At 64.7% G+C, this 2,913-nt stretch carries 1 pseudogene; it reads right to left on the reverse strand.

Annotation, left to right across the window (positions count from 1 at the left end):
- A pseudogene (locus tag JCM25156_RS24220) lies at window positions 1–2,600 on the reverse strand (homocysteine S-methyltransferase family protein); the annotation flags it as partial.
- Window positions 2,601–2,913: the final 313 nt, after the last annotated feature.

A 2,913-nucleotide genomic window follows, 5' to 3' on the forward strand; every position in this document is an offset into this window, starting at 1 on the left:
CCCGCGCGGCGCGACTGGATGGCGGCGAGATAGGCGTCGAATTCGCCCTGCACCACCTTGTCCATAAGCGACAGGCCATCGAACGCATCGCGCGCATAGGCCACGCGCCCGCCATCGCCATAGGCCGCCGTGCAGTCTTCCTCCACATAATTGCGTGTCAGCGCGGCGCCGCCCAGCATGACGGGGGCCTCGATGCCCTGACGGTGCATTTCCTCCAGGTTTTCGCGCATGATGACGGTGGACTTGACCAGCAGCCCGGACATGCCGATGGCGTCCGCTTTGTGCTCGCGCGCCGCCGCGATCATGTCCGCTACCGGCACCTTGATGCCGAGGTTGATGACCCGGTAGCCGTTATTGGTCAGGATGATATCGACAAGGTTCTTGCCGATGTCATGCACATCCCCCTTCACGGTGGCCAGCACCATGGTGCCGCGCGCCTGCCCCTCGGTCCGCTCCATGTGCGGCTCAAGCCACGCGACGGCGGTCTTCATCGTCTCGGCGGACTGGAGGACGAAGGGCAACTGCATCTTGCCCGCGCCAAACAGTTCGCCCACCACCTTCATGCCATCCAGCAGCACGGTGTTGATGATGTCGAGCGGCGGCATCTCCTTCATCGCTTCCGCCAGGTCCTCCTCCAGACCCTTGCGGTCGCCATCGACAATGCGGTCCTTCAGGCGTTCTGGCGCGGTCTCGGCGCGTGATTTCTTGACCGCGTCGGCCGCCTTGCGGTCCGCGAAGATTTCCAGAATGCGCTGGAGCGGGTCGTAGCCTTCGCTCCGGCGGTCGAAGATCAGGTCTTCGGCCACCTTCACTTCCTCGGCCGCGATCATGTGCAGCGGGCGGATTTTCGAGACATGCACGATCGCCGCCGTCATGCCCGCGCGCACCGCATGGTCCAGGAAGACCGAGTTCAGCACCGCGCGCGCCGCCGGGTTCAGCCCGAACGAGATGTTGGACAGCCCCAGCACGATCTGGATATCGGGGAAGCGTTCACGGATCAGGCGGATGCCCTCCAGCGTCCATTCCCCCAGCTTGCGGTCATCTTCCGTGCCGGTGCCGATGGTGAACGTCAGCGTCGATCATCAGGTCGGACTGGGGCAGGCCGTGCTTTTCACACGCGAATTCGACCAGCCTTGTCGCGATGCGCAGCTTGTCTTCCGCGGTCTTGGCCATGCCCGTTTCATCAATGGTCAGTGCGATGACGGCGGCCCCGAACTTGCGCGCCAGCAGCATGCGCTCGGTGGCGATGGCCTCCCCATCCTCGAAATTGATGGAGTTGATGATGGGCTTGCCCCCGTGGCGCTTCAGCGCGGCCTCGATGACCGGGGTTTCGGTGGAATCAATGACCAGCGGCGCATTGACCGAGGAGGTGAAGCGGGTCACGACCTCGTTCATCTCCGTCATTTCGTCACGGCCGACAAAGGCGGTGCAGATATCCAGCGCGTTCGAGCCTTCGGCCACCTGTTCGCGGCCCAGTGCCACGCAGCCATCCCAGTCGCCTGCTTCCTGCAACTGCCGCCATTTTTTTGAACCGTTGGCGTTGCAGCGCTCACCGATGGAGAAGTAGCTGTTTTCCTGTCGCAGCGGCACCTGTGAATACAGGCTGGCGACGGCGGGAATCCAGACCGGCCTGCGCGGCACCGGGGCGGGGCGGATGCGGCCCGTGCCTTCGGCGCGCTTGCGCAGCATCTGGTCCAGCGCCTGCGTGTGCGGGGTGGAGGTGCCGCAGCAGCCGCCAATCAGGTTCAGCCCGTCCTCGGTAATGAAGCGCTCGACCCAGCTCGCCATTTCCCCCGGCGTCAGCGGGTAATGGGTCTTGCCGTTGATCAGTTCGGGCAGGCCGGCATTGGGCTGTACCGAGATCAGGCCGGGCCAGTTCTCGCTCAGCAGCGCACGTGCTCGGCCATTTCCTGTGGGCCGGTGGCGCAGTTCAGGCCCATGAGCGGCACGTCCAGCGCGTTGATGACCGTGGCCGCCGCCGCGATGTCGGGGCCGACGAGCAGCGTGCCGGTCGTCTCGACCGTGACCTGCACGAAAATCGGGGTGTCCTTACCCATCTCGGCGCGCGCGATCTTGGCGCCGTTGACGGCGGCCTTGATCTGGAGCGTGTCCTGACAGGTCTCGATCAGCAGGCAGTCCACGCCGCCTTCGATCAGGCCACGGCACTGTTCGGTCAGGCCCGCCTCAAGCGTGTCGTAGTCGATGTTGCCCAGCGAGGGCAGCTTGGTGCCCGGCCCGATGGAGCCGACCACATAGCGGTGCCGCCCGTCGGAAAAGCTTTCCGCCGCTTCGCGCGCCAGATGGGCGGCGGTGCGGTTGATCTCGCGCGCGCGGTCGGCCAGCCCGAACTCACCCAGCGTGATGGGCGTGCCGCCAAAGCTGTTGGTTTCCACCATGTCCGCCCCGGCCTCGAAATAGCCACGGTGGATTTCGCGCACCAGTTCGGGGCGGGAAAGGTTCAGGATCTCGGTGCAGTTTTCCTGCCCCCAGTAATCGCGTTCAACCTCCAGATCCAGAAGCTGCACGCGTGAGCCCATGCCGCCATCACACAGCAGGACCTGATCACGAAGGGCGTCAAGAAGATGGGGACGAGTGGTCATTGTTATCCTGAAATCTCATGGCGGGGCCAAGATACCGTGCAGGACCGTGTTTTCGGCCCGTATATCCGGCTGTCCTGTCCGGGGTATGTCTGGTACTCTTTATTCCCCCAACTTCCAGCCGGTGTCCAGTATCATTGCCCTGACGGCGGGCCGTCGCCGCCCCGGCCCGCTGAACGGAGAATGTCATGACCGCCGAAGGGCGCATCCCCCTGGAATTCCTGACCACCACGGCCGGGCTGGCCCCGCGCCCCGATACCCTGCTGGTCACGGGCGATGACATATCCGCCCCCTTGGGGTGGGCCGGAATGGTCGT

Source organism: Komagataeibacter kakiaceti JCM 25156 (genome assembly GCF_000613305.1).